This window comes from Streptomyces sp. CNS606 (genome assembly GCF_000426325.1).
Genome location: NZ_AUFD01000005.1, coordinates 25,262 through 49,057, shown reverse-complemented (window position 1 = coordinate 49,057; position 23,796 = coordinate 25,262). Strand labels below are relative to the sequence as shown.

Annotated in this window: 23 protein-coding genes; 4 read left to right on the top strand and 19 right to left on the bottom strand. The window is 73.2% G+C overall.

Annotation, left to right across the window (positions count from 1 at the left end; all coding sequences use genetic code 11):
• Position 1: 1 nt before the first annotated feature.
• The 4 genes from hydA to ggt form a co-directional block, all read right to left on the bottom strand.
• A complete protein-coding gene (gene hydA / locus K304_RS0100230; protein WP_027762085.1) occupies positions 2-1,411 on the bottom strand; it encodes a dihydropyrimidinase in 1,410 nt (469 codons plus the stop codon).
• Complete coding sequence (locus tag K304_RS26545; protein WP_051307681.1) at positions 1,408-2,688, bottom strand: aspartate aminotransferase family protein; 1,281 nt, start codon at positions 2,686-2,688, stop codon at positions 1,408-1,410. Before K304_RS26545 ends, hydA begins: the two co-directional genes overlap by 4 nt.
• A 47-nt stretch (positions 2,689-2,735) precedes the next feature.
• Positions 2,736-3,578, bottom strand: coding sequence for a nitrilase-related carbon-nitrogen hydrolase (locus tag K304_RS0100220; protein ID WP_027762084.1), 843 nt, complete (start codon positions 3,576-3,578; stop codon positions 2,736-2,738).
• Between the two features lie 261 nt (positions 3,579-3,839).
• A complete protein-coding gene (ggt, locus tag K304_RS0100215) occupies positions 3,840-5,657 on the bottom strand; it encodes a gamma-glutamyltransferase (protein ID WP_027762083.1) in 1,818 nt (605 codons plus the stop codon).
• A 111-nt stretch (positions 5,658-5,768) separates the two neighbouring features.
• Here ggt and K304_RS26540 point away from each other — a divergent pair, with 111 nt between their 5' ends.
• Entirely contained in the window at positions 5,769-6,569 is an 801-nt protein-coding gene (locus K304_RS26540; protein ID WP_051307591.1) for a hypothetical protein, read from the top strand.
• On the opposite strand, the gene K304_RS0100205 is transcribed toward K304_RS26540, so the two are convergent.
• The 11 genes from K304_RS0100205 to K304_RS26535 all read right to left on the bottom strand — a co-directional run bounded on the left by K304_RS0100205 (position 6,545) and on the right by K304_RS26535 (position 16,306).
• The gene (locus tag K304_RS0100205; protein ID WP_027762082.1) at positions 6,545-6,988 is read right to left on the bottom strand and encodes a DUF6278 family protein; all 444 of its coding nucleotides are present in this window, start codon (positions 6,986-6,988) and stop codon (positions 6,545-6,547) included. The genes K304_RS26540 and K304_RS0100205 overlap by 25 nt on opposite strands.
• A 106-nt stretch (positions 6,989-7,094) precedes the next feature.
• Complete coding sequence (locus K304_RS0100200) at positions 7,095-7,874, bottom strand: exodeoxyribonuclease III (RefSeq protein ID WP_027762081.1); 780 nt, start codon at positions 7,872-7,874, stop codon at positions 7,095-7,097.
• Positions 7,875-7,884: 10 nt separating this feature from the next.
• A complete protein-coding gene (locus K304_RS0100195) occupies positions 7,885-8,541 on the bottom strand; it encodes an MBL fold metallo-hydrolase (RefSeq protein ID WP_027762080.1) in 657 nt (218 codons plus the stop codon).
• Between the two features lie 85 nt (positions 8,542-8,626).
• Positions 8,627-9,925 (bottom strand): bifunctional 3-oxoadipate enol-lactonase/4-carboxymuconolactone decarboxylase PcaDC, encoded by a 1,299-nt coding sequence (pcaDC, locus tag K304_RS0100190; protein WP_027762079.1) that lies wholly within the window; start codon positions 9,923-9,925, stop codon positions 8,627-8,629.
• Positions 9,926-10,003: 78 nt separating this feature from the next.
• On the bottom strand, positions 10,004-10,567 hold the full coding sequence (locus K304_RS0100185; RefSeq protein WP_027762078.1) for a hypothetical protein: 564 nt from the start codon (positions 10,565-10,567) through the stop codon (positions 10,004-10,006).
• Complete coding sequence (locus K304_RS0100180) at positions 10,564-11,709, bottom strand: ROK family glucokinase (protein WP_027762077.1); 1,146 nt, start codon at positions 11,707-11,709, stop codon at positions 10,564-10,566. Before K304_RS0100180 ends, K304_RS0100185 begins: the two co-directional genes overlap by 4 nt.
• Before the next feature lie 205 nt (positions 11,710-11,914).
• On the bottom strand, positions 11,915-12,700 hold the full coding sequence (locus tag K304_RS0100175; protein ID WP_027762076.1) for an ATP-binding cassette domain-containing protein: 786 nt from the start codon (positions 12,698-12,700) through the stop codon (positions 11,915-11,917).
• 1 nt (position 12,701) lies between these two features.
• Positions 12,702-13,673 carry an ABC transporter permease gene (locus tag K304_RS0100170; protein WP_078528271.1) on the bottom strand — a complete coding sequence of 324 codons (972 nt, stop codon included), beginning with the start codon at positions 13,671-13,673 and terminating at the stop codon, positions 12,702-12,704.
• Positions 13,674-13,750: 77 nt separating this feature from the next.
• Positions 13,751-14,722, bottom strand: a complete 972-nt coding sequence (locus tag K304_RS0100165; protein WP_027762074.1) for a sugar ABC transporter substrate-binding protein — start codon at positions 14,720-14,722, stop codon at positions 13,751-13,753.
• A gap of 301 nt (positions 14,723-15,023) precedes the next feature.
• Positions 15,024-15,815 (bottom strand): methyltransferase domain-containing protein, encoded by a 792-nt coding sequence (locus tag K304_RS0100160; protein WP_027762073.1) that lies wholly within the window; start codon positions 15,813-15,815, stop codon positions 15,024-15,026.
• Positions 15,816-15,853: 38 nt separating this feature from the next.
• A complete protein-coding gene (locus K304_RS26535; protein ID WP_051307589.1) occupies positions 15,854-16,306 on the bottom strand; it encodes an ATP-binding protein in 453 nt (150 codons plus the stop codon).
• 255 nt (positions 16,307-16,561) lie between these two features.
• Here K304_RS26535 and K304_RS0100150 point away from each other — a divergent pair, with 255 nt between their 5' ends.
• Genes K304_RS0100150 through K304_RS0100140 form a run of 3 tightly spaced genes read left to right on the top strand, consistent with a single transcriptional unit; the run spans position 16,562 to position 18,601 of the window.
• A complete protein-coding gene (locus K304_RS0100150; protein WP_027762072.1) occupies positions 16,562-17,419 on the top strand; it encodes a Scr1 family TA system antitoxin-like transcriptional regulator in 858 nt (285 codons plus the stop codon).
• Between the two features lie 10 nt (positions 17,420-17,429).
• Positions 17,430-17,765 (top strand): DUF397 domain-containing protein, encoded by a 336-nt coding sequence (locus K304_RS0100145; protein WP_078528158.1) that lies wholly within the window; start codon positions 17,430-17,432, stop codon positions 17,763-17,765.
• A gap of 14 nt (positions 17,766-17,779) precedes the next feature.
• Entirely contained in the window at positions 17,780-18,601 is an 822-nt protein-coding gene (locus K304_RS0100140; protein WP_027762070.1) for an SAM-dependent methyltransferase, read from the top strand.
• 73 nt (positions 18,602-18,674) lie between these two features.
• Here the strand turns inward: K304_RS0100140 and K304_RS0100135 are convergent, their stop codons facing one another.
• From K304_RS0100135 to allB, 4 genes are all read right to left on the bottom strand, one after another.
• Positions 18,675-20,000, bottom strand: coding sequence for a cytochrome P450 (locus K304_RS0100135; protein WP_078528155.1), 1,326 nt, complete (start codon positions 19,998-20,000; stop codon positions 18,675-18,677).
• A 113-nt stretch (positions 20,001-20,113) separates the two neighbouring features.
• On the bottom strand, positions 20,114-21,019 hold the full coding sequence (locus K304_RS0100130; RefSeq protein ID WP_051307679.1) for a sugar kinase: 906 nt from the start codon (positions 21,017-21,019) through the stop codon (positions 20,114-20,116).
• Between the two features lie 187 nt (positions 21,020-21,206).
• Positions 21,207-22,334 carry an allantoicase gene (gene alc / locus K304_RS0100120; protein ID WP_027762067.1) on the bottom strand — a complete coding sequence of 376 codons (1,128 nt, stop codon included), beginning with the start codon at positions 22,332-22,334 and terminating at the stop codon, positions 21,207-21,209.
• Positions 22,335-22,352: 18 nt separating this feature from the next.
• On the bottom strand, positions 22,353-23,708 hold the full coding sequence (allB, locus tag K304_RS0100115) for an allantoinase AllB (protein ID WP_027762066.1): 1,356 nt from the start codon (positions 23,706-23,708) through the stop codon (positions 22,353-22,355).
• Between the last annotated feature and the right edge of the window lie 88 nt (positions 23,709-23,796).

Below are 23,796 nucleotides of genomic sequence, written 5' to 3'. Positions count from 1 at the left end.
GTCAGGCGAGGAACTGGCAGGTGCCGCGCGGGGTGTACTGGCCGTGGCCGGCATGGCCGGTGTACTCCCGCCGGTCGATGACGGTGTGGCCGCGGGAGAGCACCGTCTCGACCCGTCCGGTGACGCGCTTGCCCTCGTAGGCGGAGTAGTCGACGTTCATGTGGTGGGTCTCGACCGAGAGGGTCTGCTCGGCGGTGGGGTCGTAGAGGACGATGTCGGCGTCCGAGCCAGGGGCGATGGTGCCCTTCTTCGGGTAGAGGCCGAACATCCGCGCCGGGGTCGCGCAGGCGATGTCGATCCAGCGGCGCCGGCTGATGTGGCCGTCCAGCACCGCCTGGTGCAGCAGGTCCATGCGGTGCTCGACGCCCGGCATGCCGTTGGGGATCTTGGAGAAGTCGCCGCGGCCCAGTTCCTTCTGGCCGTTGAAGCAGAACGGGCAGTGGTCGGTGGAGACCACCTGGAGGTCGTCGGTGCGCAGGCCCCGCCACAGCGCGGCCTGGTGCTCGCGGGGCCGCAGCGGGGTGCTGCACACGTACTTGGCACCCTCGAAGTCGGGTTCCGCCAGGTTGTCGGTGGACAGGAAGAGGTACTGCGGGCAGGTCTCCCCGAAGACGGGGAGGTTCTTGTCCCGGGCCGCGGCGAGTTCGGCGACGGCCTCGTCCGCCGAGACGTGCACCACGTACAGCGGTGCGCCGGCGACGCGGGCCAGCTGGATGGCGCGGTGGGTGGCCTCCGCCTCCAGCAGCACCTTGCGGACCTCGCCGTGGTGGCGCGGGTCGGTACGGCCCGCGTCCAGGGCCTGCTGCACCAGGACGTCGATGGCGATGCCGTTCTCGGCGTGGATCATCGTGAGCGCGCCGTTGTCGGCGCCGCGCTGCATGGCGCGCAGGATCTGGCCGTCGTCGCTGTAGAAGACGCCGGGGTAGGCCATGAACAGCTTGAAGGAGGTGATGCCCTCCTCCACGAGCAGGTCCATCTCCTTGAGCGTCGCGTCGTTGACGTCGGAGACGATCATGTGGAACGCGTAGTCGATCGCGCACTTGGCGTCGGCCTTGGCGTGCCACTGGTCCAAACCCTCGCGCAGCGCGTGCCCCTGGGTCTGGACGGCGAAGTCGACGATGGTGGTGGTGCCGCCCCAGGCGGCGGCGCGGGTGCCGGTCTCGAAGGTGTCGGAGGCGAAGGTGCCGCCGAACGGCAGCTCCATGTGGGTGTGCACGTCGACGCCGCCCGGCAGCACGTACCTGCCCGTCGCGTCGATGACGTTCCCGGCGGTCCAGCCGGCGGCGGCCTCACTGCCGTGTGCGGCGAGCGCGGCGACGCGGCCGTCCTCGATCAGCACGTCGGCGTGGAGTTCGTCGGCGGCGGTGACGACCAGCCCGCCCCGGACGACCGTGCGGTTGCTGCTGCTCATGCGCGTGCGTTCCCTTCGAGTCGGGTCTGCGCCGTCTCCAGGGCGCGCTGCAGGATTCCGGCACCCTCCTCCGCCTCGGCGACGGTCAGTGACAGCGGCGGGGCGATGCGCAGCACGCTGCCGAGGTGGCTGCCGCCCTTGCCGATGAGCAGTCCGCCTTCACGGGCGGCCTCCAGAACCAGGGAGGCGGCTTCCGGCGAGGGCTCGTCGGTGCCGGGGCGGACCAGTTCGAGGCCGATCATCAGGCCGCGGCCGCGTACCTCGCGGACGACGTCCAGGCCCGCGACGGCGGCACGGAGCCGTTCCAGCAGCAGGCCGCCGACGCGGCGGGCGTTGCCCTGGAGGTCGTGTTCGAGGAGGTGGTTGAGGTTGGCCTGCGCTGCGGCCATGGTGACCGGGCTGCCGCCGAAGGTGGAGATGGAGTTGGCGTCCAGGCAGTTCATCACCTCGGCACGGGCGACGACGCCGCCGACGGACATGCCGTTGCCGATGCCCTTGGCGAACGTCAGCATGTCGGGCGGCCCGGCCCGGTCGTGGGCCTGCCAGCCCCAGAAGTGGTCCCCGGTGCGGCCCCAGCCGGTCTGCACCTCGTCGGAGATCCACAGGATGCCGTGCGCGTCGAGCACCTCGCGGAACGCGGCCAGCAACCCGTCCGGACCGGAAGTGAAGCCGCCGACCCCCTGCACGGGCTCGGCGATCAGCGCCGCCACGCCCCCGCGCGTCTGTCCCAGCATGTCCCGCAGGTCCGCCACGCAGGCGGCGGTGAACGCGTCGTCGTCCAGGTGCGCGTACGGGCCGCGGCTGCGCACGCCGCCGTGCACGTAGAGCGTCTGGAGCGGGGACAGGCTGGTGGGCGACCAGGCGCTGTTGCCGGTGATGCCGACGGCGGAGAAGGAACGGCCGTGGTAGCTGTTGCGCAGCGCCAGCACCTGGTTGGAGCGACGGTACGTGGTCGCCAGCAGGAGGGCGGCGTCGTTGGCCTCGGTGCCGGAGGTCGTGAAGAAGACCCGGGCGTCGGGGATGCCGGACAGGGCGGCGACGCGTTCGGCCAGCTCGACCATGTGGCGGTCGAGGTAGAGGGTGGAGGTGTGCAGGATGCGCCCGGCCTGCTCGGCGACCGCCTTGGTGACCTCGGGCAGCGCGTGGGCGGTCATGGTGGTGAGGATGCCGCCGAAGAAGTCCAGGTAGCGGTTGCCTTCGGCGTCCCAGACGTGCCGGCCCTCGCCGTGGGTGATCTCCATCGGACGGTCGTAGTAGAGGGCGAGCCAGTCCGGCATCACGGCCCGGTGCCGGTGGTGCAGGTCGCCCGCGGAGTGCAGGTCGCTCACGGCTGCACCAGCCCGTCGTAGGCGTCCGGCCGCCGGTCGCGGTAGAAGGCCCACTGCTGCCGGACCTCGTCGATCATCGACATGTCGAGGTCGCGGACGACGAGTTCCTCCTCCTTGTCGCTGGCGACCTCGCCGACGAACTGGCCGCGCGGGTCGACGAAGTAGCTGGTGCCGTAGAAGTCGTTGTCGCCGTACTCCTCCTGACCGACGCGGTTGATGGCGGCGATGAAGTACTCGTTGGCGACCGCGGCGGCCGGCTGCTCCAGCTGCCACAGGTAGGCGGACAGGCCGCGGGAGGTGGCGGAGGGGTTGTAGACGATCTGCGCGCCGGCCAGGCCGAGCGCGCGCCAGCCCTCCGGGAAGTGGCGGTCGTAGCAGATGTAGACGCCGACCTTGCCCACGGCCGTGTCGAAGACGGGCCAGCCGAGGTTGCCGGGCTTGAAGTAGTACTTCTCCCAGAAGCCCTTGACCTGCGGGATGTGGTGCTTGCGGTAGGTGCCGAGCACGGTGCCGTCGGCGTCGATGACGGCCGCGGTGTTGTAGTAGAAGCCCGACTGCTCGACCTCGAAGACCGGTACGACGATCACCATGCTCAGCTCGCGGGCGAGGTCCTGCATCCGCCGCACGGTCGGCCCGTCGGGTACCGGCTCCGCCCACTTGTAGTGCTCGGGGTCCTGCACCTGGCAGAAGTACGGCGCGTTGAAGACCTCCTGGAAGCCGATCACTCTCGCGCCCTGCCGGGCCGCCTCCCGGGCGTGCTGCTCGTGCTTGTCGATCATCGACTCGGTGTCGCCGGTCCAGGTGGCCTGTACGAGTGCGGCGCGCACGATGTCGGGCATGAGCTGCTCCTCGAGTCCGGGCGTAGGCGGTGGCCCCGCGGTACGAACACGCGGATCGACTCGCGTAGATCAGCGTGAGGATGCGACCGTAGATCCCGTCACCGACGGTGGCAAGGGCATCGACGCGAGGTCGCCGGAACGATCTTCCCGGTGTACGGCGTACGGAGCAGTTCGCACGCGAACAGGGGTGTGTGGTCCGTGCCCTGCGGCGGGCACGGACCACACACCCCTGGCGGTGCGGGCGCTACGCGTGGCGGCGCGTCACCGGTCCTGGCGCACCGGGTGGGGGACCATGGCGGAGCCGGCGCCGCGGCGCTCCGGCTCGGCGGCGGCCAGCCACTTGCCGCGGCCGAGGCGCTCGATGCCGGTGGCGGCGCCGATCTCGCCGGTCTCCGCGAACAGGTGGCCCATGTCCTCCAGTTCGCCGCGCAGGGAGCTGTCGTACAGGTCCTTCTCCAGCAGCGTCTCCTCGGTGTTGCGCTGGGTGGCACGCGGTGCGGCGATGGCCTCGGGGAGGCTCATGTCGCGGTCGACGCGGTTGACCAGCGTCTGGAGCACCGTGGTGATGATGGTGGAGCCGCCCGGCGAGCCGAGGGCGAAGGCGGCCTTGCCGTCCTCCAGCACGATGGTGGGCGACATCGACGAGCGGGGCCGCTTGCCGGGGCCGGGGAGGTTCGGGTCGGGCACGTCCTCGGCGGCCGGGGCGAAGGAGAAGTCGGTCAGCTCGTTGTTGAGCAGGAAACCGCGGCCGGGCACGGTCATCGCGCTGCCGCCGATCTGCTCGATGGTGAGGGTGTACGAGACGACGTTGCCCCACCGGTCGGCTGTCGTCAGGTGCGTGGTGCTGGTGCCCTCGTAGGTGAGCGGGGCGACCTGGTCGCCGCGCTCGCAGCCTGCCGGCTCGCGCGGGTCGCCGAAGGCGACGGGGCTCTTCAGCGCCTTCTCGTCGTCGACGAGGCAGGCGCGGGCGTCGGCGAACTCCTGGGACAGCAGGCCCTCGACGGGCACGTCCTCGTAGGCCGCGTCGCCGAGCCACCGGCCGCGGTCGGCGTAGGCGAGCTTGCTGGCCTCCAGGTAGTAGTGCAGGAACTCCTTCTTCGACGCCTCGGAGAGGTCCTCGTTCTCCATGATGTTCAGCGCCTCGCCGACGGTGGTGCCGCCGGAGGACGACGGCGCCATGCCGTACACGTCCAGGCCGCGGTAGTCGACGTGCGTCGGGTCCTGGAACTTCACGTCGTACTCGCGCAGGTCGCGCGCCGTCATGTCGCCGGGCCGCACGACGCGTTCGGCGCCCTCGGCGACCTTCGGGTCCTGGACGGTGTCGGCGATGTCGCGCGCGAGCGGGCCCCGGTAGAAGGCGTCCACGCCCCGACGGCCGAGCTTGGTGTACGTGCGGGCCAGGTCCTTGTTGCGGATCGTGGAGCCGACCTCGGGGAGTTCGCCGCCGGGCAGGAACAGTTCGGCGCTGGCGGGGAAGTCGCGGAACCGATCCTCGTTGTCGGCGACCTGCGACCGGAAGGTCTCGTCGACGGTGAAGCCGCGGTGGGCGAGCTTCGCCGCGGGCCTGACGGCCTTGCGCAGCGACGTGGTGCCCCACGCGTCGAGGGCCGCGTCCCAGGTGGCGGGGGTGCCGGGGGTGCCGACGCTGAGGCCGCTGGTGACGGCCTCGTCGAACGGCAGCGGCTCGCCGTTCTCCAGGAACAGCGTCTCGTCGGCACTCAGCGGGGCGCGTTCGCGGCCGTCGAGGGTGTGGACGCGGCCGCTGTCGGCGTCGAAGTAGACGAAGTAGCCGCCGCCGCCGATTCCGGCGGAGAACGGCTCGGTGACACCGAGTGCGGCGGCCGTGGCCACCGCCGCGTCGACGGCGTTGCCGCCTCGTCTCAGGACGTCGACGCCGATGGCGGAGGCGTCGGGGTCGACGCTCGCCACGGCGCCGCCGTAGCCGACGGCGACCGGCTCCTTGGGCGGCGTCCCGCGGTCGGACGGCGGTGGTGCGGCCGGCGCGGCCGCTACGGACAGGGAACCCACTGCCGCCACTGCGGTGATCAGGGCCGACAGGCGGACGGAACGACGGCGCATCCGAGGAAACCTCCAGTCACGTGCGTGCGCGCAGCGTAGACCCGCCTCCTTCCCGGCGTCTGCATCCCGGCCCGGACCCGCCGAAACTCGTGACATGTACGCTCCCGCCTCATGACAGATGACATGCGCGAGATCGTGCTCGGGATACTGGCCGCGGGCATCACGGCGGCTCTCGGCTGGTTCGCCCGCACGTACCTGTGGCGGCGCAGACTCCGCCGCAGACAGCGATTCTACGGGCTGCTGCCGCACTCCGAGTGCCTGCTGATCGTCAACCGTGATCCGGCCGCGTCCTCCTGGTCGGTGGCGCGACGCGACGTGTTCGCCCTGCTGGAGCTCTCCGCCCTGATCAAGGACTGCGGGGCGCACGCCGACATCGTCACGCACGACACGGCGTTGCAGGGTTTCGGGGAGCGCACCGAGTTCTGCGTCGGCGGGCCCGCGTCCAACGCCCGCACGGCGGCGCACCTGCAGTCGCTCCTCCCCGGCGTCCTGGTGAACACCGACGCCGAACCGGGTCCCGGGCGGGCGGCGTTCACCGTCGGTGGCGAGCGGTACGTCATGGACAAGGGCGGTGCCGAACACGTGCTGCTGGCCCGGCTCACCGCCGGCGGCGGCGAGGAGACCCGGCCGGTGTTCCTCATCGCCGGGCAGACGGGCATCACGAACCAGGCGGCGGCCCGCTACCTGGCCCGCCACGAGACGCGGCTCATCCGCAAGTACGGGCGGAAGGGCACGTTCTGCCTGCTGCTGAAGGTGCTCAACTCGTCGGCCTACGGACCGGACGTGGTCGAGTTGGTCGGGGACGTGACGCGGGCGGCGACCACTCGGGCTCCCCGTCCGGCCGACGAGGATCCGGCGGAGGAGGATCCGGCGGAGGAGCGCGAGGCTCAGTCGTCGGACAGTTCCGCGTAGAGCTGGGCGAGTTCGGGGGTGCCGGTGGCCGCCCACGCGCGGCCCTCCTCCAGCACGTCCACCTCGATCCCGGACGGCAGCCGGACGACCGGCTGGCCGGTCTCCCACAGCTGCCAGGAGGAGCCGGGCACCGTCCGCACCAGCACCGTGCCCAGGTAGAGGCCGGCGTCGCTGCCGAGCCAGTTCGCGGCTTCCGTGTCGTCGCGCCACAGCGGGAAGAGCTGGTCGAGGGCGGCCAGCGACTCGGCGGAGTCGTCCAGTTCGACGCCGGCGCGTTCTGCGTGGTCACGCAACAGCTCGCACTCCGAGAGCAGTTCGGCGACGCCCTCGGGGTCGTCGGAGAGCGCGTTCGCGAAGCCCGTGCCGTGCGTGGTGTCGCCGTGCCGTCTGCGCCAGTGCTCGAGGAATGGAATGTGCATACCGCCCAGCGTGTCACCCCGCGTGCGGTCTGCACCACAGGGCGCGCGGCCCGCGGCGCCCGCCGGTGTTCCCGTGCCGCCCGCCCGCCGTCCGGGGCGGGCGGTCTCAGGGCTCCAGGTCCACGACCACCGGGGCGTGGTCGGACGGCCCCTTGCCCTTGCGGGCCTCCCGGTCGACGTAGGCGTCCCGTACGGCCGAGGTGAACGGCGCGTTGCCGTACACCAGGTCGATGCGCATGCCGCGGTTCTTGGGGAAGCACAGCTGCCGGTAGTCCCAGTAGGTGAACGGGTGGTCGTACTTCAGCGGCCGCGGGAAGACGTCGGAAAGCCCGGCGTCGCGCAGCGCGGCCAGCGCCGCCCGCTCCTCCTCCGTGACGTGGGTGGACCCTTCGAAGGCGGCGACGTCGTGGACGTCGTCGTCAGTGGGGGCGACGTTGAAGTCGCCGAGCACGGCGTACGGCCGCGCAGCGGCGGCGTCCGGCTCGGCGGCCTTGCGCAGCGCCTCCAGCCACTGAAGCTTGTAGGCGAAGTGCGGATGGCCCACCTCGCGGCCGTTCGGCACGTACACCGAGGTCACGCGCACGCCGTCGCAGGTGGCGGTGAGCGCGCGGGCCTCCTGCCCGCCGTCGTACTCCGGGCCGCCGGGCAGCCCAGGCACCGCGTCGGTCAGGCCCACGCGGGAGAGCACGGCCACGCCGTTCCACCGCCCCGAGCACAGGGTGGCCGACTCGTAGCCCCGCTCGCGCAGCTCCGCCTCCGGGAAGGCGTCGGTGTCGCACTTGAGCTCCTGGAGACACACCACGTCCGGCGCGGCGGACTCGAGCCAGTCCAGCAGACGGGGCAGGCGGGCCCCGACGGAGTTCACGTTCCAGGTGGCGATGCGCATGCCCGCAAACCTACCGCCCGGCACTGACGACGACGGAGTCGCCCGGTTCCAGCCGCGTGTGTGCGGCGCCGCCGACACCGGGCCCGTCCGGGCCCAGCATCCGCCCGTAGACGCCGTGCGCGTGCTGCGAGAGCAGGCCGTCGTGCACGTCGTAGGCCAGCCGCGGCCGTACCTCGCGCAGGTAGTCGATGACTTCGGAGACCTTGCTCCACGGGGCGTGGACCGGCAGCAGCAGCGTGTCCACCGCACGGCCGGGCACGGTCAGGGCGTCCCCGGGGTGGAAGACGGCTCCGTCGACGACGTAGCCCACGTTGGTGATGCGGGGGATGTCGGGATGGATGACCGCGTGCAGCTCGCCGTGCACCTCGACCTCGAACCCGGCGGCGTCGACCCGGTCGCCGTGGCCGACGGTGTGGACCCGGCCGGGGAAGGCGCCGGCGAGCTTCTCGGCGACGCTGCGGAGTGTCCAGATCTCGGCGGCGGGGTTGGCCTCCATCGCGGTGCGCAGCCGCCCGGCGTCGAAGTGGTCGGGGTGCTCGTGGGTGACCAGGACGGCGTCGGCGCCGAGCGCGGCGTCCTCCTCGGAGAAGCCGCCGGGGTCGATGACGAGGGTGCGGCCCCCCTTCGTCAGCCGTACGCAGGCGTGGCCCTTCTTCATCAGCTCCATGCGGGCCATTGTGTACCGCCCCGCAGGTCCCGCACGCCCCGCACACCGCGCACGTCCCGCACGCCTCGTGGGACGTCGGCCGGTCTCAGGCGGCGTCCGGGTCGTCCTCGGGGGCGGTCTCCTCACGGACGACGTCCCGGGCGACGGCGAAGGCCGCCCGCGCGGCGGGAAGGCCGCAGTAGACGCCGGCGTGCAGCAGCACCTCGGTGATCTCCACCGGTGTCAGGCCGTTGCGCAGCGCGGCCCGTACGTGGAGGGCCAGCTCGTCGAGGTGGCCGCCGGCGGTGAGCGCGGTGAGGGTGACCACGGAGCGGGTGCGGCGGTCGATGCCCGGCCGGTCCCAGACCTCGCCCCAGGCGTAGCGGGTGGCGAAGTCCTCGAAGTCGCGCGTGACGTCGTCGGCCTCCGCCAGCGCGCGGTCCACGAAGCCGTCGCCGAGCACCTCGCGCCGCACCTTGAGCCCCGCCTCGTACGGGTCGCGGCGGACGGCCGCGGAGGCGCCCGCCTCCAGTTCGGCGACGGCCACGGGCGGCGGCGGGGGCATCACCGGCCGCACGGCCGGGGGCGCACCCACCGGCTGCGGCCGGCCGGTGCCGCGCTGCGGCTCGCCGGGCGTCTCGGCGCCGAGGTGGGTGACGAGCAGGTCGGTGACGGCGGCGGGCTGCTCGACCGGCACCAGGTGGGAGGCGCCGGGCACCAGAGCGAGACGCGCGTCCGGGATGCCGGCGACCAGGGCGCGGGCGTCGGAGGGCGGTGTGACGCGGTCGTCGGCCCCGGCCACCACCAGGGCGGGCACGCCGATGCGGGGCAGGGCGTCGCGGATGTCGAACGCGGCCAGCGCCTCACAGGCCGCGATGTAGCAGCCCGGGTCGGTGGTGCGGACCATCTGCACGGCCCAGTCGACGATCGCGGGCTGCGCGGTGGCGAAGCCCGGCGTGAACCAGCGCTCCGGGGTGCTGCGGGCAACCGGGTCCAGCCCGTTCGTACGGATCACCACGCCGCGCTGCCGCCACGCGTCCGGGGTGCCGTAGCGCGGAGCGGAGGACAGCAGCGCGAGCGACGAGACGCGGTGCGGGTGGGCGAGGGCCAGTTCGGCGCCGACGGCGCCGCCGAGCGAGCAGCCGGCGTAGGCGAAGCGCTCGACCCCGAGGGCGTCGAGGGTGACGATCAGCCGCTCGGCGAGTTCGGCGGCCGACAGGGCCGGGTGGGCGGGGGCGCCGCCGTGCCCGGGGAAGTCGAAGCGCAGTACCCGCCGGTGCCGGGTCAGCTCGGGTATCTGGCGATCCCACATGTGCCACGTCGCGCCGAGGGCGGGACCGAGGACGATCAGTGGCGCGCCGTCGGGGCCGTCGGTCCGGTACTGGAGGGTCTTGGTCTCGCTCACCCGGGTCACGGTATCGACCGCGCGGCGTGCCCCGCGCCCCGGGTGGCGGAGCTTCCGGGACGCGGTGCCGGGGCCGGGTCAGAAGCCGACGGTGGAGACGACGTAGACGCGGGGGCGCTTGTCGGGCGTGGTGTCGACGGCGATGCGCAGGTCGGGCGCGGGCTCGGGCTGCTCGTGCACCAAGCCCGCGTAGGTGCGGCCGTCGGCGCGCAGGTCCCAGCCGACCTGCTCGGCCTGTTCCCGGCTGATGGCGACCTCGCCCTCGCGCAGCGCCTCACGGTCGGTGCCGACGTCGCGGAGGAAGCGTGCGAGGTTCTTCCGGGAGGTGCGGAACTGGACGTGCAGGCTGCTCTTCTCCCAGGCGTTGGACTCCCAGTACGCCACGTAGCTGGAGCCCTTGGGGATCGGCACCTCGTAGACCCGTCGCTGCACCTTGCTGGGCCATTCGTAGTGCAGGTTGCTCAGAGCGGCCTCGCGCTGCTTGTTCTCGCCGCTGTCCCGGCTGACGAACGCGGACTGCACCAGGTAGCCGGCGGGGATCGCGATGAGCAGGACCACGACGCACAGCGCCAGCACGCGGTGCTTGGGGCGGTGCGGGGGCCGGTCGGCGGGCGGGACGGTGGGCGGGGCGGTGGTTCTCACTGGCCCACCGCCCGGCGGATGTTGTCGGCGGCGCGTTCGTAGCGTTCGTAGCGTTCCAGGCGGCGCCGGTTGGCGCGGCGGAAACGGCGGGCGACGAGCCGGGCGAGGTCGGCGGCGCCGACCATGCCGGCCTCCGGGCCGAGCTGTGCCTTGACCAGCCGGGCCTCGGGGCGGTAGCCGCGTCCGGTGAGGTGGCGGCGGAAAGCGTCCCGGGCGGGCCCGATCAGCAGGTCGTCGGCGGCGCTGACGCCGCCGCCGATGACGAAGCAGGACGGGTCGAGGGCGGCGGCGAGGTTGGCGATGCCGATGCCGAGCCAGTGGCCGATCTCCTGGAGCAGCTCGACGCACATGGCGTCGCCGCGCCGGGCCAGGTCGGTGATGAGCGGGCCGGTGATCTCCTCCACCCGGCCGCCGACCTCGTCGAGGATGCCGTAGGCGACCGGAGACTCGGCGGCGGCCAGTTCGCGGGCCTCGCGGACCAGGGCGTTGCCGGAGCTGTACTGCTCCCAGCAGCCGCGGTTCCCGCAGGGGCAGCGGTGGCCGGAGGGCACGACCTGCATGTGGCCGAACTCGCCGGCGACCCCGTACTTGCCGCGCTTGACCCGTCCGTCCTCCAGGATGGCGCCGCCGATCCCGGTGCCGAGGGTGATCATGACGAGGTGGTCCTCGCCGCGCCCGGCGCCGAAGCGCCATTCGCCCCAGGCGGCGGTGTTGGCGTCGTTGTCGACCATCACCGGCACGGCGAGGCGGGAGGTGAGGGCGTCCTTGAGCGGTTCGTCGCGCCAGGCGAGGTGCGGGGCGAAGAGCACGCGGGAACGGTCGGCGTCCACCCAGCCGGCGGCGCCGATGCCGACGGCGTGCACGTCGTGCCGGTCGGAGAGGTCCAGCACGAGTTCCGCGATGGTGTCCTCGACGACCTTGGGGCTCTTGGACTTGTCGGGGGTCTCGGTGCGCACCCGTTCCAGGATCTGCCCGTCGGCGTCCACCACTCCGGCCATGACCTTGGTGCCGCCGATGTCGATGCCGACGGTGGGCACGCGGGGCGCGGAGTGCGGCGAACGCCGTTCGCGGGTGCTGACCGTGCGCAGCGCGCTGGTGCCGGTGGTGGCACGCCGGTAGACGCGGTCGCCGCGGCTGCTCACGGCCCGGCCTCCGGACCGCCGGCGGTGCGGGGGCGAGGGCGGGGCCGGCTGCGGCCCGGGCGGGGCGTGGTTGCGCGCACCTTCTCGTCTCGTCTCTGCCTGGTCACGGTGGTCTGTGGGCTGGGCGGACCGGCGCCCGGTCAGCGCCTCCCGCGGCGGGCGCGCCGGGACTCCGGGCGGACGGTGCCCGCGGAGACCGATTGTGTCACGAGCGCTCCAGTTCGTGGCTGAGCTGCTCCAGCTCGCTGCCGCCCGCCATCTGGCGGGTCAGCTCGTCCAGGCTGATCGCGTCCCGGGCGTGGCTGCCGGCCATCTCACCCCGCTTGAGCAGAACGAACCGGTCCCCCACCAGGTACGCGTGATGCGGGTTGTGGGTGATGAGGACCACGCCGAGGCCCTGGTCGCGGGCGGTGGCGACGTGCTTGAGCACCATCCCGGACTGCTTCACGCCGAGTGCGGCGGTGGGCTCGTCGAGGACGAGCACGCGGGCGCCGAAGTGCACCGCCCGGGCGATGGCGACGCACTGCCGCTCGCCGCCGGAGAGGGTGCCGATCGGCTGGTCGACGTCGCGCAGCGTGATGCCCATGCGGGCCAGCGCGTCGCGGGTGGTGCGGCGCATGGCGTCGACGTCCAGCCGGGCGAGGGGCCCGCGACCGCGCCGGGGCTCCGAGCCGAGGAAGAAGTTCCGCCAGACGGGCATCAGCGGGACGACGGCGAGGTCCTGGTAGACCGTGGCGATGCCGCGGTTCAGGGCCTCGCGGGGCGAGGCGAACCGGGTCTCCTCGCCGTCCACGAGCAGGGTGCCCGCGTCGTGGCCGTGCAGCCCGGAGACGATCTTGATCAGGGTGGACTTGCCGGCGCCGTTGTCGCCGAGCACGCACGTGATCGCGCCCGCGCGGACCTGGAGCGACACTCCGGTCAGGGCGGTCACGTTGCCGTACGCCTTGTCGACGTCCCGCAGCTCGATCAGGGGCTGGTTCTCGGTGGTCATGTCAGCTCGCCTCCGCCCGTTTGCGGATCCACGCGTTGAGCAGGGTGGCGAGCAGCAGCATCGCCCCCAGGAAGAACTTGAACCAGTCCGGGTCCCACTGGGCGTAGACGATGCCCTTACTGGTCATGCCGAAGATGAACGCGCCGACGGCGGCGCCCACCGCGGAGCCGTAGCCGCCGGTGAGCAGGCAGCCGCCGATGACGGCGGCGGCGATGTAGATCAGCTCGTTGCCGACGCCCTCGGAGGACTGGACGACGTCGTAGTTGAAAAGCAGGTGCTGTCCGGAGATCCAGGCAGCGAAGGCGACGCCGAGGTACAGGCCGATCTTCGTGCGGGACACCGGGACGCCGACCGCGCGGGCGGCGGGGGCGTTGCCGCCGACGGCGAAGACCCAGTTGCCGGCGCGGGTGCGCAGCAGGATCCAGGTGGCGACGGCGACCAGCGCGAACCACCACAGGATGGTGATCGGGAAGTCCACGCCGAACAGGGTGAGCTGGGAGGCGAAGACGGCGTGCGCGGAGTCGAAGCCCTCCATGTCGGCGATGCTCCGGGTGGAGACGGTGCCGCTGATCAGCTTGGTGAGGCCCAGGTTGAGGCCGGTGAGCATGAGGAAGGTGCCGAGCGTGATGATGAAGCTGGGCAGCCTGGTGCGGGTCAGCGTCACGCCGTTGAAGGCGCCGAAGGCGAGGGTGACCAGCAGCGAGACGCCGGCGCCGACCCAGACGTTGGCCGTCATCTGGTAGCTGAACTGCGAGGACACCAGCGCGGAGGTGGCGACCATGACGCCCGCGGAGAGGTCGAATTCGCCGCCGATCATCAGCAGCGCAACCGGCACCGCCATGATCCCGATGGTCGACGAGGCGTACAGCACGGTGGACAGGCTGGCCGCCCGCAGGAAGCTGTCGGCGACGAGGGCGAAGAACGCGAAGACGGCGACGGCGCCCATCACCGCGCCCAGCTCCGGGCGGCTCATCAGCCGGCGCGGCAGCGAGCGGGCCCGCAGCAGGCCGTCCTGGTCCGTCTCGTCCGGGACGGGAAGCGGAGCAGCCGTCACCGGGTACCCCGCTTGGTGTACTTCTCCAGTTCGGGGGCGTCCTCGGGGGTGACGATCTGCGGGCCGGTGAGCACCGGGCGGCCGCCGCCGAGCACGTCGTCGTTGTAGAGCCGGAGCCACATCAGGTCGACCGCCTCGTAGCCCTGGAGGTAGGGCTGCTGGTCGACGGCGAAGCTGATCGTGCCGTCCTTGAGGCCGTCGACGACCTGGGCGTTGAGGTCGAAGGTCGCGACCTCGGCCTTGCTGCCGGTCTGGTCGATGGACTTCGCGGCGGTGGCGGCGAACGGGGCACCGAGGGCGACGACGGAGTCGATCTTCTCGTCCGACTGCAGCTTGGCGGAGATCGAGGACTCCACCGACGGCATGTTGGTGCCCTCCACGTAGAGCCGGTCGATCTCGCCGTCGAAAGTGTTCTCGACGCCGGTGCAGCGCTGGTCGAGTCCCACGTTGCCCTGCTCGTGGACCACGCACAGGGCCCGCTCGCGGCCGCGGGCGTTCAGCTCCTCGCCGACCGCCTCGCCCGCGACGACCTCGTCCTGGCCGATGTGGGTGAGGGCGCCGAACTCCTCGTACCGGTCCTGCCCGGAGTTGATGGTGATCACCGGTATGCCGGCCTTCGTGGCCCGGCGCACGACGTCCTTCATCGCCTCCGGTTTGGCGAGGGTGACGATCAGGCCGTCCACCTGCTTGTCGACCATGGACTTCACCAGCTGCGCCTGGCGTCCGGCGTCCTTGTCGTGGGCGTAGAGGAACTCGATGTTGTCCTTGCGGGCGGCCATCTCGGCGCCGTTCTGCACGATGTCCCAGAAGGTGTCGCCGTCACCGGAGTGGGTCACCATGGCGACCTTCCAGCGCGGCGTGTTCACGGCGGACCCGCCGCCCTCCAGGGCCTGCTCCCGCCGTTCCTCCGCCTGCTTGCCGCCCGTGCTGCTGCACCCGGCGAGTCCTGCGACGACGACGGCCGCCATGGCCGCTCCGGCGACCCGGGCCCACCCGGCACGCCTGCGGCGGCGCTTCTCCACCCTGGACACGCGTAGATCCACCTCCTGTGACCTGGTCCGCGGGCCGTGGGGGGCGCCCGGCGGACTTCCCGGCAAGTATCGGCCACCGGTGCCCGGCGGGCGGACACCGGGTCCCGCGCCCGTACACTCCAGCGGCAGCCGACCGTCCCGTCAATGGTCCGGGCGGGCCGGGCTCGGACCGGCCACGGCCACGGCAGCGGACGGCGGACCGGTGCCGGGGAGTCCGCGGCGCCGGGCGGCGCGGCTCTCAGGCCGCGCGGCTCACGAGCTGGAAGAGGCGGGCCGTGTGCACGTAGGGGTCGCGGTCGGTGAGCGCCAGTTCGAGGGCTTCCAGACCGGCGTAGAAGCCGGGCTCCCGCTTGCGGTCGTCGTCGGTGATGTGGTCGGCGACCGTACGGATGCCGTAGTGGGCGGGCTCATGGTGGCCCAGGGTGCGCAGGACCGCGCGGACCTCTTCCGCGGTGTGCAGGACGACCGGGGCGGCGAAGGTCACCGTCCGGCCGCGGCGGTCGTCCAGCGCCTCGAGCGCCGCGGCCGGGTCGAGGTCGCGGACGGCGAGGGCGAGCGGCACGGAGTGGCGGTTGATCGCCATCAGGGACAGCAGCCCGCCGGGGCGCAGCGGGGCGGTGGCCGCGCGCAGCGCGGGTTCCACCTCGGTCAGGTACTGGAGCAGGTTGTGGCACAGGACCACGTCCCAGCGGCCGTCGCGCAGTGACGCGGGGAGGTCGAAGACGTCGGCCTCGACGGTGGTGATCCGCTCGGCGACGCCGGCCTCGGCGGCACGCTCGCGGGCCGCGGCGAGCATGCCGGGCGCGTAGTCGGCGATCGTGACGCGGTGGCCGGCCCGGGCGAGCGGCACGGCGTCGCCGCCGTCGGCGCCGGCCAGGTCCAGGATGCGCAGCGGCTGCCCGCCCGGCGCGGGCAGGTGGCGGGCGAGGTTGTGCGCGGCCAGGGTGTAGCGCAGCCGGCCCCATGGGCTGCGCTGCCAGTCCCGCCACTTCTCCAGTGCGCCGTCGAAGGTGTCCGCCGTGGTGGCCATGGAGCGAACCTATCGCCCGGGGCGCCAGGTCCGGCGGATCAGGTGGCGAGGTGCCCGAGTTCGAACCAGACCACGCAGCCCGCGCCCGGGCCGGCCCGGTCGACGCCCCACTCCTCGGCGAAGGTGTCGACGAGGAGCAGCCCGCGGCCGTGCTCGTCCTCCGGGGTCGCCCAGCAGGGCAGCGGATCGCGGGCGCCGCTGCCGTCGTCCCGCACCTCCACCCGCAGTCGGCTGCCCCCCGCGCGCAGTACGCAGCTCACGCGCGAACTGTCCGTGTGCAGCACGGCGTTGGTGAAGAGTTCGGAGACGAGGAGCTGGGCGGTGTCGCAGACGTCCGCGGGGAAGGCCCAGCGGCGCAGCTGGCGCCGGACGCGGCGGCGGGCGTCCGCGACCGCGGTGCCCTCCGCGTCGAGTTCGAAGTCCGCGGCGAGGAAGCCCGGTCCGGCGTCGCCCGGGAGCGTCAGTACCGCTGTGCCACGAGATGGGGGCACGAGACTTCCGCCTTCCGTCCGCAGGGGCGCGCCGTCCGCAGAGGCGCGCACGGCGCTGCCGCGCCGGGCCGTCGGTTCTCACTATCCATTCCCGGGAGTTGGGATGGCAAGACCCGTTCTGCAAATTGCAGAATAGCGAGGGCAGTCTGTTCGTTGCCCGGACGGCGTGTCACACTTTCCGGCAGCAGGGGCGGTTGAGGCGTTGGGGGACGCCGTGTGCCGGGCCGCCCGTCGAGGCGAGGGGAGGGTTCCGCCGTGCCGGAGACACGTTCGGCCCCCACGGTGGGGCAGATCGTTCTGGGTCTGCGGCTGCGTGACCTGCGCGAGAAGGCCGGGGTCGGCTTCGACCGGGCCGCGGAGGCGCTGCGTGTCAACCCGACCACGGTGCGCCGGATGGAGAAGGCCGAAGTCGGCCTGAAACCGGTGTACGTGGAGAAGCTGCTCCAGGTCTACGGCGTCGGCCACGCGGAGAGTCTCGCCTTCCTCTCCCTCGTCGAGGAGGCCAACAACCCCGGCTGGTGGCACCGGTTCCGCGACGTGCTGCCGAGCTGGTTCAGCCTGTACGTGAGCCTGGAGGAGTCGGCGTCGGTCATCCGGGCCTACGAACCCCAGTGCGTTCCGGGGCTGTTGCAGACCGAGGACTACGCGCGGGCCCTGCTGCGTGTCGGCTTCCCCGGCGCCCCCGACGAGGAGCTGGACCGGCGCGTCGCGCTCCGCATGGCGCGGCAGTCGCTGCTGGCCCGGCGGAAGGACGTCCGGCTGTGGGCGGTGCTCGACGAGACGGTGCTGCGGCGTCCGGTCGGCGGGGCCGCGGTGATGCGCGGGCAGATCGACCGGCTGGCCGAGGCGGCGGCCGCGCCGAACATCTCTCTCCAGATCCTGCCGTACGCCGCCGGGCCGCATCCCGGCATGTTCGGCCCCTTCCAGCTCTTCCGCTTCGACATTCCCGAACTCCCGGACATCGTCTACACCGAGAGCCTCACCGGCGCCGTCTACCACGACGAACGCGCCGACACCGTGGCCTACCTCGAGGCGCTGGACCGGATGGGCGCACAGGCCGCGCCCCTGGCGGACACCGGACGCATCCTCGGTGACCTGCGCAAGGAGCTCTGAACCACCCCCCATGGAACACCTGTCCCCCACCGAACACCGCACCCCGGGGAACGTCCCGGGAAAGTACCGCCCCCGCAGGGAGGACGGCGCGCACGTCCGCAACGGCCCGCGCGTCTACAACGGCATGCCCGCCCGGGAGCTGGGCAGCGTCGGCTGGCGCAAGCCGTGGAGCGGCCCCAACGGCGGCAACTGCGTGGAGGCGCTGAAGCTGTCGGACGGCCGGGTGGCCCTGCGGCAGTCCAGCGATCCCGACGGGCCGGCGCTCATCTACTCCCCCCACGAGATCGAGAGCTTCATCGCCGGAGCCAAGAACGGCGAAGCCGACTTCCTCCTGCCCACTTCGTGACCCGAGAGGCCGCCATGACCGGCAACCGCTACTCCGCCGACCGCATCGACACCACCGCCCCGCACTCCGCCCGGATGTACGACTACTGGCTCGGAGGGAAGACGCACTACGAGGCCGACGCGGAGGCCGCCGAGGCCGTCATGGCGCTGTGGCCCGGTGTCCGCACCGGCGCGCAGGTGAACCGCTGGTTCATGCGGCGGGCCGCGCGCTGGCTCGCCGAGGAGGCCGGGGTCCGGCAGTTCCTCGACGTGGGCGCGGGCATCCCCACCACCCCGAACCTGCACCAGATCACCCAGGCCGTCGCCCCCGACTGCCGGGTGGTGTACGCGGACAACGACCCGATCGTGCTGACGTACTCCGAGGCGCTGCTGGAGAGCAGCCCGGAGGGCCGGACGGTCTACGTGCACGCCGACGTCACCGACCCGGCGAGCATCCTGGCGGCGCCGGCGCTGCGCGAGACGCTGGACCTCACCCGGCCGGTCGGCCTGTCGATGATGGCCCTGCTGCACTTCGTCACCGACGAGGGCAAGCCCTACGACCTGGTGCGCGAGCTGATGGAGGCGCTGCCGTCCGGCAGCTACCTGATGCTCTCCCACTGCACGCCGGAGCTGGACCCGCCGGCGTGGGAGCGGCTCTCGCAGCTCGCGGCGTCACGCAGCGACATCACCGGCCAGGCGCGCAGCCACGCGGAGGTGTCCCGGTTCTTCGACGGGCTGGAGCTGGTCGAGCCCGGCGTGGTCGTGCCGCACCGCTGGCACCCGGACGGCGACGAGTCCGTCGCCGACCTCACGGACGCGGAGGTGTCCCTGTACGCGGGGGTGGCGCGCAAGCCGTGAGGGGCGCCTCCGCCGGAACGCCCCGGCCCCCCACAGCGGGGCGACCGGGGCCGGGGTGGACGGAGGGCCGCGCTCAGGTGCCGCCGGGCGGCCCGAAGCGTACGGGCAGCCGTACGGGCCCGCGCATCAGCATGCCCGTGCGCCACGGCAGCGTGTCCGGGTCCGCGTCCAGGGCGAGGTGGGGTGCACGCTCCAGCAGGCGCCCGATGGCGACGCGCGCCTCCAGCCGGGCGAGGGGGGCTCCCAGGCAGAAGTGCACGCCGTGGCCGAAGGCCAGGTGGCCCCGGGTACCGGCCGCTCCCCCGCCGTGTGCCGGCGCCTCGCCGCGGCGGATGTCGAAACGGTCCGGCTCGGGGAACCGCTGCGGGTCGCGGTCGCCGTCGGCGAGCACGGGCAGCACCACCTCGCCGCCGCCGGGGATCGTCACCCCGCCGATCTCCACCGGCTCCACGGTGAAGCGGTACGTCGGCGTCTCCACCGGTCCGTCGTAGCGCAGCATCTCCTCGACGGCGGCGTCGATGAGCGCCGGATCGGCGCGGAGCGCCGCAAGCTGGTCCGGGTGGCGGAGCAGGGCGAGCACGCCGTTGGAGATCAGGTTGACCGTGGTCTCGTGCCCCGCGACGAGCAGCAGCCAGGTCATGCCCAGGAGTTCGTCGGGGGCGAGCCGGTCGCCGTCCTCGTCCGTGGTGCGGATCAGGCCGCTGAGCAGGTCGGTTCCGGGTTCGTCGCGCTTGCGGGCGATGAGCGCCTGGAGGTAGTCGGTCAGGGCGGCGACCGCGGCCCGCGTCTCCCCGTCCGAGGCGACGCCGACCACCGTGTTCGACCAGCGGCGGAACGGCTCCCGCTCCAGGCCGGGCACGCCCAGCAGTTCGCAGATGACGCCGATGGGAAGCGGGAACGACAGCGCCTCCACCAGGTCGCCGCGTCCGTCCGGTGCCGCGAGGAGCGCGTCCAACAGCGCGTCGGTCATCTCCCGCACGCGGGGTGCGAGCGCCTCGACGCGACGCGCGGTGAACTCCCGCGCCACCAGCTTGCGCAGCCGGGTGTGGTCGGGCGGGTCGGACGCGAGCATGTGCCTGCCGGATGCCACGGACCGCATGCCCAGACGCGGCGACGCCCTGTCCCACTCCTTCGACAGCCGCGGGTCGTTGAGCGTGGTGCGGGCGGCGTCGTAGCCGACCACCAGCCAGGCCTCGAACCCCTCCGGCGTGCGCACCCGGTGCACCGGGCCCTGCGCACGGAGCTTCGCGTACACCGGGTACGGGTCCCGGGCGAACTCCTCGCCCAGCGCGCCCAGATCGACCAGGCGCTCCCGGTCTCGCCGGCCGCCGTGCCCTCCCCCGTCCGCGTGGTCTCCGTGGTCTCCGCCGTGAGCGGTGTCGTGCGCGTGCGTCGTCATGCTCCCCCTCGCGTCCCGGGTCCCCTGGGCCGATGCTAGGCCGCCGGGACGCACCGGGGCGAGAGGCGCATTTCGGCCACGCCGCCCCGCCGGGGACAGCCGCCCGGCCGGGGTCAGCCGTAGAGGGAGAGCGCCCGGGCGAGAGCGGCCCGGGTGGGAAGGCCGTCGGTGTCACCGGGAGCCTGCACGGCGAGGGCGGCGACGCACGCGGCCTCCGCCAGGGCGCGTTCCGGGTCCAGCTCGCGCAGCCAGGCCGAGAGCCAGCCGGCGGTGAAGGCCTCCCCCGCACCCGAGGGGTCGGTCACCTGGACGCCGAACGGCGCGTGCGTCCACTGCCCGTCCCGCGTGACGGCGAGGGTCGAGTGGTCCTGCCGCTTGACGACGACGGTCCGCGCGCGGCCCAGCTCCAGCAGGGCCTTGGCGGCCTGCTCGGCGCCGCCGCCGAGCAGCATCTCCAGCTCGTCCTCGCCGGCGACGACGAGGTCGGCCTCGCGCAGCAGCGGACCGGCGATCCGCATCCAGTCGTGGTCGGTGCCCAGGGCGTGCTGCACGCTCGGGTCGAAGCTGACGGCGGCGCCGGACTGGCGGGCGAGCTCGACCAGCCGGTGCACCGCCTGCGCGGCGCCCGGCGCGAGCATGGGTGTGACGCCGGAGACGTGCACCAGCCGTGCGCCGGCGACGGCCTCGGGCGGGAGGTCCTGCGCGGTGAGCCGGGAGCCGGCGGAGCCGGCGCGGTAGGAGACGGCGTCCAGGGGGCGCTGCGGGTGGCTGTCTCTGAGCAGCAGCCCGGTGGGGGCGTCCGGGTCGGCGACCGCCCAGGAGACGTCCACGCCGTCGGCGCGCAGCTCGCGCAGCACCGCCTCGCCGGCCGCGTCGGCGCCGACCCGGCCCAGCCAGCGGGTGGGGTGGCCGAGCCGGGCGAGCGCCGCGGCGACGGTGGACTCCGCTCCGGCGACGGAACGGCGGAAGTGCACCGCGCGGTCGAGGGGTACGCCCGGCTCGGCGAGCATGAGCAGCATCGCCTCACCGCATGTCACGGCCTCCGGTCCGGTCACCACGCCGCTCTCCCGCCTGTCCACCTGCTGTCCTGTCCGGGCGAGGTTACCCGGTGCGGGCGGGTCGCCCCAGGGCGTCCTCTTCCCCCTCACCCCGGGGCCCGTGCCCGCCGCCGGCGGCGGGCACGGGCCCGGAAGCGAACGGCGGCCGTCAGCCGCCGAGTTCGCGGTGGCGCCGGCCCAGGCTCCCCGCACCCTCCTCGGTGAGGGAGCCGTGCAGCCGGAGCCGCGCGATACCGCCGTCGGGGAAGATGTCCAGTCGCACGTGCGTCACGGCGGTGGCGTCGTCGAGCAGGAAGCGGTGCACGCTGTCGGGCTGGAGCCGGGTGCGGGGCAGCAGTTCGTGCCACGCGCCGTCCTCGCCGTCACGGCCGACGAGCGCGGCCCAGCCGGCGGCGTTGCCCTTGAGGTAGCCGGTGTCGATCTCGACGGCGCGGATCACGGCCTGCCCGGTCAGCGCGTAGCGGATCCAGTCGTTGCCCCGGTCGCGGCGGCGGCGCGTCTCCCAGCCGTCGTCCATCTTCCGGCTGCGGCCGGGCTGGATGGTGTGGGCGGGCGGGGAGTAGAAGCGGTCGGAGGCGTCCTCGACGGCGCCGCCGTTCTCCTGCGCGACGACGTCGAACGTGCCGAGCGCCGCGAGCCACGCCGGGTCGGGGACGACCTCGCCGTGCACCCGCAGCCGGGCGACGCCGCCGTCGGGGTGCTGCACCAGGCGCACGTGGGTGAAGCGCTGTTCGGCGGTGACCTCGAAGCCGTTCGCGGCGTGGCCGCCGATCTCGGTGCGGGGCACGATCTCGGTCCACTTCACGTCGGGGCCGAGGAGGTCCGCGGGCGAGGGGGTGCCGGGAACGGACGCGGCCTGGACGGAGACGGCGCGCGGGTAGTTGCCGCGGAAATGGGCGGTGTCGACGACGACGCCGCGGATGACGCCGGGGGCGCCGAGGCGCACCAGGGCCCAGTCGTGGTCGTCGGCCTCCGGGTGCGGAGTGTCCGCGCCGGTGCCGCGGCGGCGGCGGGTCTCCCAGCCGTCCATGATCTTGCCCTTGTGGCCGAAACGTTCGGGGTCGAACGCGGCCGGTTCCGGCGTGAGGAGGTTCTCCCGCTCGGCGAAGAACTCGTCGTTGGCGGCGACGACGCCGGCGCCCAGCCGCCGGTCGGCCAGGTCGGCGAGGTGGGTGAAGGGCAGTTCGGCGTCGCGGTAGTCGGCGTACGGGTCGCCGCCGGGGTACGGGTTCGCGTCGCCGGTGTGGCGGGGGATCGCGGGGGTCGCCGCGCTCATGTGCTGCCTTCCTTTCGCTCAGCCGGCCCGGTGGGCGGTCGGACGGGCGATGAGCCGCCCGGTCCGGTCCAGGGGCCGGGAGTGGTCGGTGATCTGTTCGCCGCGCAGCCAGCTGGACCGGACCACGCCGTGCAGGGTGCGTCCGGCGTAGGCGGTGACCTGGTTGCGGTGGTGCAGCGCGGCGGGGTCGACGGTGAACGTCTCCTCGGGGGCGAGGACGGCGAAGTCGGCGTCGTGGCCGGGGGCGACGGCGCCCTTGTGGGCGAGGCCGGCGAGCCGTGCGGGCCCGGCGGACATCCACCGCACGACGTCCTCCAGGGAGTGGCCGCGCTCGCGAGCGGCGGTCCACACGGCGGGCAGGCCGAGCTGGAGGGAGGAGATGCCTCCCCAGGCGTCGGCGAAGTCGGGGGTCTTGAGGTCGGTGGTGCAGGGCGAGTGGTCGGAGACCACGCAGTCGAGGAGGCCGTCGGCGAGGCCCTGCCAGAGGGCGTCCTGGTTGGCGCGTTCCCGGATGGGCGGGCAGCACTTGAACTCGGTCGCGCCGTCGGGGACCTCCTCGGCGGTCAGGGTGAGGAAGTGCGGGCAGGTCTCGACGGTCAGCCGGACGCCGTCGCGGCGGGCGTCCGCGATCATCGGGAGGGCGTCGGCGGAGGACAGGTGGAGGACGTGGACGCGGGCGTCCAGGCGGCGCGCGAGGTCGATGAGCAGGGCGATGGCGTCGTGTTCGGCCTCGCGGGGCCGGGAGGCCAGGAAGTCGGCGTAGCGGCCGCCGGCGCGCTGCGGGGCGGCGGTGAGCCGGCCGGGGTCCTCGGCGTGCACGATGAGCAGGCCGTCGAAGGAGGCGATCTCGGTGAGCGCGGCCTGCAGCTGCTCCGGGTCCAGCTCGGGGAACTCCTCGACGCCGGAGGGGGACAGGAAGCACTTGAAGCCGAACACGCCCGCCTCGTGCAGCGGCTTCAGGGCGGCGACGTTGCCGGGCACGGCGCCGCCCCAGAAGCCGGTGTCGATGTGCGCCTTCTCGCGGGCGACGTCCTGCTTGGTGCGCAGGTGGTCGACGGTGGTGGTGGGCGGCAGCGAGTTGAGCGGCATGTCCAGGAGCGTGGTGACGCCGCCCGCGGCGGCGGCGCGGGTGGCGGTGTAGAAGCCCTCCCACGCGCTGCGGCCCGGGTCGTTGACGTGCACGTGGGTGTCCACCAGGCCGGGCAGCAGGGCGTCGTCGCCCAGTTCGGCCAGGCGCGCGCCGTCGGGCACCGGGGCGTCGTGGGGCAGGACGGCGTCGATCCGGCCGTCCTGCCCGACGGCCACGGACGCCGCCCGGGCGCCCTCCGGGGTGATCACACGGGTCGAACGCAGCACCAGCCGGACGTCGGCCACCTCGGTTCCTCCTCTGGGCCTCCGCCGGGGCGGAGATCGGTTCTTCCGCGAAGCGGAATTTCAACGTTCTGTTGAGAAGTCTTCCCGC

Excerpts from the sequence above, each read along its gene's own strand:
- hydA (WP_027762085.1), bottom strand. The coding sequence starts at position 1,411 with ATGAGCAGCAGCAACCGCACGGTCGTCCGGGGCGGGCTGGTCGTCACC.
- K304_RS26545 (WP_051307681.1), bottom strand. The coding sequence starts at position 2,688 with ATGCCGGACTGGCTCGCCCTCTACTACGACCGTCCGATGGAGATCACC.
- K304_RS0100220 (WP_027762084.1), bottom strand. The coding sequence starts at position 3,578 with ATGCCCGACATCGTGCGCGCCGCACTCGTACAGGCCACCTGGACCGGC.
- ggt (WP_027762083.1), bottom strand. The coding sequence starts at position 5,657 with ATGCGCCGTCGTTCCGTCCGCCTGTCGGCCCTGATCACCGCAGTGGCG.
- K304_RS26540 (WP_051307591.1), top strand. The coding sequence starts at position 5,769 with ATGACAGATGACATGCGCGAGATCGTGCTCGGGATACTGGCCGCGGGC.
- K304_RS0100205 (WP_027762082.1), bottom strand. The coding sequence starts at position 6,988 with ATGCACATTCCATTCCTCGAGCACTGGCGCAGACGGCACGGCGACACC.
- K304_RS0100200 (WP_027762081.1), bottom strand. The coding sequence starts at position 7,874 with ATGCGCATCGCCACCTGGAACGTGAACTCCGTCGGGGCCCGCCTGCCC.
- K304_RS0100195 (WP_027762080.1), bottom strand. The coding sequence starts at position 8,541 with ATGGAGCTGATGAAGAAGGGCCACGCCTGCGTACGGCTGACGAAGGGG.
- K304_RS0100175 (WP_027762076.1), bottom strand. The coding sequence starts at position 12,700 with ATGACCACCGAGAACCAGCCCCTGATCGAGCTGCGGGACGTCGACAAG.
- K304_RS0100170 (WP_078528271.1), bottom strand. The coding sequence starts at position 13,673 with ATGAGCCGCCCGGAGCTGGGCGCGGTGATGGGCGCCGTCGCCGTCTTC.
- K304_RS0100165 (WP_027762074.1), bottom strand. The coding sequence starts at position 14,722 with ATGGCGGCCGTCGTCGTCGCAGGACTCGCCGGGTGCAGCAGCACGGGC.
- K304_RS0100160 (WP_027762073.1), bottom strand. The coding sequence starts at position 15,815 with ATGGCCACCACGGCGGACACCTTCGACGGCGCACTGGAGAAGTGGCGG.
- K304_RS0100145 (WP_078528158.1), top strand. The coding sequence starts at position 17,430 with ATGGAACACCTGTCCCCCACCGAACACCGCACCCCGGGGAACGTCCCG.
- K304_RS0100140 (WP_027762070.1), top strand. The coding sequence starts at position 17,780 with ATGACCGGCAACCGCTACTCCGCCGACCGCATCGACACCACCGCCCCG.
- K304_RS0100135 (WP_078528155.1), bottom strand. The coding sequence starts at position 20,000 with ATGACGACGCACGCGCACGACACCGCTCACGGCGGAGACCACGGAGAC.
- K304_RS0100130 (WP_051307679.1), bottom strand. The coding sequence starts at position 21,019 with ATGCTGCTCATGCTCGCCGAGCCGGGCGTACCCCTCGACCGCGCGGTG.
- alc (WP_027762067.1), bottom strand. The coding sequence starts at position 22,334 with ATGAGCGCGGCGACCCCCGCGATCCCCCGCCACACCGGCGACGCGAAC.